The organism is Candidatus Methylomirabilota bacterium, assembly GCA_035764725.1.
In the GTDB taxonomy this organism is placed as follows: domain Bacteria; phylum Methylomirabilota; class Methylomirabilia; order Rokubacteriales; family CSP1-6; genus DASRWT01.
Genome location: DASTYT010000026.1, coordinates 1 through 4,000, shown reverse-complemented (window position 1 = coordinate 4,000; position 4,000 = coordinate 1). Strand labels below are relative to the sequence as shown.

The following is a 4,000-nucleotide window of genomic DNA, read 5'->3' as shown; positions in this document are numbered from 1 at the left end:
CAGCGGGTCGGCGATCATCTGCATGTGCGCGGCCGCCGTGCGCACTGCGGTGTAGGCGCGTCCCGAATCCTTCTGGGCCTGCGCGTCGATGACGTCCTTCAACGTCACCACGTGGTGCTTCACGAGATCGGCCACCGCGGCCTTGGGCAGGTTCGGGTTCGCGGCGGCGAGGAAGGCGCCGAAGTCGTCCGTGTAGGCCACGAGATCGGCCACCGCCTTGTCCTGCTTGGCCTTGTCCTTGGTGGCGACACCCACCGTGTAGTCGACGACCATCCCGATATGCTTCCGCCACAGCGGCAGGAATGCCTTCTCCGCGTCGGGGCCGTAGACCGAGCCGATGGCACGGGCCACGTCCACGGAGTTGCCGTCCAGCGCGGCGGTGGCCGCCTCGAACTCGGCCTTGCGCCCGCTCAGCGCGGCGTTGGTGGCGGCGGCGGCGAGGTAGACGTGCTCCCGCAGGGCGAGATTCAGGGTCGTGCGCAGCCCCGCGGCCGGCGCCGCCGCGTCGCCCGGATACTTCGCGGGGAATTGCTTGGCGATGGCGCCGGCGAGGGGATCGCCGATCATCGACATGTGGCCCGCGGCCACCCGCAGCGCCGCAAAGGCGGCCGCCTGATCGCCCGCCGCCTGAGGATCGATCACGCTCTTGAGCGTGACCACGTGATGCTTCACGAGCTCGGCCACCACGTCCTTGGGCAGGTTCGGGTTCGCCGACGCGAGGAAGGCGCCTAAGTCCTGCGTGTAGCCGATGAGGTCGGCCACCGCCTTGTCCTGCCGGGCCTTGTCCTTGGTGGCGAGGCCCACCGTGTAGTCGACCGCCATCCCGATGTGCTTCCGCCACAGCGGGAGGAACGCCTTCTCGGCGTCGGGGCCGTACACGGACCCGATCGAGGTGGCGATGTCCTGCGAGTTGCCGTCCAGCGCGGCGGCGGCCGCCTCGAACTCCGCCTGCCGTCCGCCGAGCGCCGCATTGGTCGCGGCGGCGGCGAGGAACACGTGCTCGGCGAGGAGGGCGTTGTAGCCCGTGCGGAGATCCGAGGCGCTCGCGCTGCCGTGCGCCGCCAGCGCGGGTGTCGTGACCCCGACGACGGCGGCCAGCAGGGCCGCTCCGATAGCGCGAATCCAGGTTCTGCGATTCATGATGTGTCCTCCTGTGCGTGGTGCGTGGTCGCTTGCGTGCGTTACTTGACGACGATCTCGCCCGTCATGGCCTGATGCCGCTCGCAGTGATACTGATAGGTGCCCGGCTCGCTGAAGGTGTGGGCGAACGTCGTGCCCTTGCCGGCGAGGCGTCCCTCGAAGCGCGCGTCCTTCTTCCCCGGGGCGCCCGATGTGACGGTGTGCGTGATGTCGTCGCCGTTCGTCCAGGTCACCGTGGTTCCCTTCGGCACGCTGAGCGGCGACGGCTTGAAGGAGAAGATGCGGATTTCGACCGCGCCGTCGGCGCCCTCGGCGCTCGGGGTGCCCGGGGGGAGCGGCGCGTCGAGCACACCGAGCCCCCACGCCGCCAGCGTCGCGACTGTCCAGGTCTTCCAGCCCGTCATGGTCCTTCCTCCTTTCCACCCGTTGCTACGGGCGGACGGGGATCGCCGGATGTCGGGGAGGGGTCAGGCGGGGCCGGCGGCTCAGGAAGGGTGGCGGGACCGAGACTTAGCGGCGCCCGCCGGCCAGGCGGGTCGCCTCGGGCCGGCGACGCAGGGCGGCCATGGCCCAGCAGCCGAAGAAGGGGCCCGGGGCGAGCGCGAGAAAGACATAGCGCCAGCCAACGTGCTGCGCGAGGAGCGGCAGGCTCCAGATCGTCACCAGGGTGAGCGCGAACCCGAGGCTGGTCTGGAGCGTGATCGCGGTGCCCATGTAGGCGGGCTGGGAGAGCTCGGTGACCGATGCCGAGAACTGGGCCGAGTCCGCGATCACGCTGGCGCCCCAGACGATGCCGAAGGCGAGCAGGAGCCCGAGCGGCGCGGCATAGGCCCATACGCTGAGCACGCAGCAGGCGCCCGAGATCGCCATCGCCCCGATCGTCACGGTGGTGCGGCCGATGCGATCCGCGAGCCAGCCGCCGAGGACCGCGCCGGCGGCGCCGGCCACGCCGATGATGACGAAGGCGGCCAGCCGGGGCGTGCGGGGATGCCCCGGCCCTACCGCGGAGGCGAGGAACACCGCCAGCCAGGCCCAGACCGCGTAGAGCTCCCACATGTGGCCGAAGTAGCCGAGGTTGGCGAGGAGCACTGCGCGGTTCTGCAGCACGCGGCCCAGCTGGCGCGGGTCGAACGGCGCGGGCGGCGGCGCATAGGGCCCGTCGTGCATCAGCCCCCCCACGATCCCCGCGCCCATGAGGGCGAGCGCGCTCGAGACGGTGAGCACGAGCGGGTACGAGAGCCCGCGCGCGTCGAGCAGGCCCGCGACCAGGTGCGGTGCGGCGCTGCCGAGGGTGAGGGCGCCCACGAGCACGCCGATGGCGAGGCCGCGCCCGCGGCCGCTCGAATGGCCCGCCGCGATCTTCATGCCCGGCGGATACACCCCCGCCAGGCACACCCCCGTGAGGAAGCGGAGCACGAGCGCGGCGCCGATGCCGTCGGCGAGCCAGGCCACGGCCAGATTGACAAGCGCGCCGGCCACGGCGGAGAGCGCCAGCATCCGGCGCGGCGGGAGCACGTCGGGGAGATTGAAGACGGCCGAGCCCAGGGCCCCGACCACGAAGCCCAGCTGCACCGCGGCGGTGAGCCAGGCGGCGCCGGTCGCCGACAGCGACCAGGCGGCGATCAGCGCCGGCAGCACGGCGGTGGCGGAGAACCAGAGCGTCATCGCCATGACCTGGGACAGGGCGAGCAGGGAGAGCTCGCGTACGGGGCGATACACGCTGCGCGTGTCGACCTGGGCGGTGGGCATCGGAACGGCGCCGGCCACCATACTACGCTTCCTCGAATGCATTGCCGGCGGGGACTTCGGGGTATGCTGAGCCATGCCGCTGAGGCAGAGCGTCCGGCTCGGCCTGATCATTGGGGCGCTCCTCCTCCTTTCCGCGTGTGCGACGTCCCGCGTCGCCACCGCGCCCGCGCGGCCCGCGCCCACGCCGCCGCCCTCCACGTCGACCGCACCCATTGCTCCAGGCTATGAGCAGACCGGCGACGCCTCGTGGTACGGCCACCCCTATCACGGTCGTAAGGCGGCGAGCGGCGAGGTCTACGACATGAACCAGATGACCGCCGCGCATCGCACGCTGCCCTTCGGGACGAGGGTGCGCGTCGAGAGCTTGGTGGATGGCAGCTCGGTCGAGGTCCGGATCAACGATAGGGGACCGTTCAAGGACGAGGACAAGCGCATCCTCGATCTCTCCTACGCCGCCGGGAAGCTACTGGGTGTCGTCGGTCCCGGCGTGATTCCGGTGAGGATTCGCGTGCTGTCCGTACCGGGATACGCGAACGCGGCTGCGAGACTGTCACCCGCCGCGGGCCCGCCGACACCGCCGCCCGCGACGCCGATGCCACAGGCCCAGGCGAGTCCGCCGTCAGCCTCCGCATCCGTCGCCGCACCCACGGCCGCCTCCCCACCGGCCTCGGTTACCCCGGCCCCAGTCGCTCCCTCGTCCGCCGCGTCAACGGTGAACCCCGTCGCCACCGCGCCCGCCGCATCGACCGCGGCCCCGGCAGCGTCGGCTCCGGGTCAGACGCCGATCTCGCCGCCGGCCCAAGCCGCTCCGCCGATTGGCGCCGAGACGACGACGTCACGGACCGAGGCCGTCCCCCGGCCTGAGACCCCGCCTCGGGTCGAGCCCGCGCCGCGGGTCGAGACGGTGGCGCGCGCGCCGGCCCCGGCGCCGTCGCCACCGGCTCGGGCGCCACCGGCCCCGCCCGGGAGGGGGCCGCCGACTCCACCCGGGCTCGGCGCCCTGGCCGAGGGGTGGAGCGTGCAGCTCGGCGCCTACGCATCCGAGGGCTCGGCCATCTCGCTGCGTGACTCGCTGGCCCGGAGCTGGCCCGATGTGCGCGTTCAGCGGGCC

General features: G+C 72.5%; 4 protein-coding genes. 1 reads left to right on the top strand and 3 read right to left on the bottom strand.

Translation table 11 applies throughout. The annotated features are described in order from the left end of the window. The 3 genes from VFX14_03800 to VFX14_03790 all read right to left on the bottom strand — a co-directional run. The coding region (locus VFX14_03800; protein ID HEU5188793.1) for a copper amine oxidase N-terminal domain-containing protein at positions 1–1,140 on the bottom strand (1,140 nt) is incomplete at its 3' end. Between the two features lie 41 nt (positions 1,141–1,181). Beyond that, positions 1,182–1,544 carry a plastocyanin/azurin family copper-binding protein gene (locus VFX14_03795; GenBank protein HEU5188792.1) on the bottom strand — a complete coding sequence of 121 codons (363 nt, stop codon included), beginning with the start codon at positions 1,542–1,544 and terminating at the stop codon, positions 1,182–1,184. Positions 1,545–1,650: 106 nt separating this feature from the next. After that, on the bottom strand, positions 1,651–2,907 hold the full coding sequence (locus VFX14_03790; GenBank protein ID HEU5188791.1) for an MFS transporter: 1,257 nt from the start codon (positions 2,905–2,907) through the stop codon (positions 1,651–1,653). 55 nt (positions 2,908–2,962) lie between these two features. Between VFX14_03790 and VFX14_03785 the strand changes: the two genes are divergently transcribed. After that, the coding region (locus VFX14_03785; GenBank protein ID HEU5188790.1) for a septal ring lytic transglycosylase RlpA family protein at positions 2,963–4,000 on the top strand (1,038 nt) is incomplete at its 3' end.

What these genes read in the sequence shown, in the direction of transcription:
- VFX14_03795 (HEU5188792.1), bottom strand. Translation starts at nt 1,544, where the DNA reads ATGACGGGCTGGAAGACCTGGACAGTCGCGACGCTGGCGGCGTGGGGG.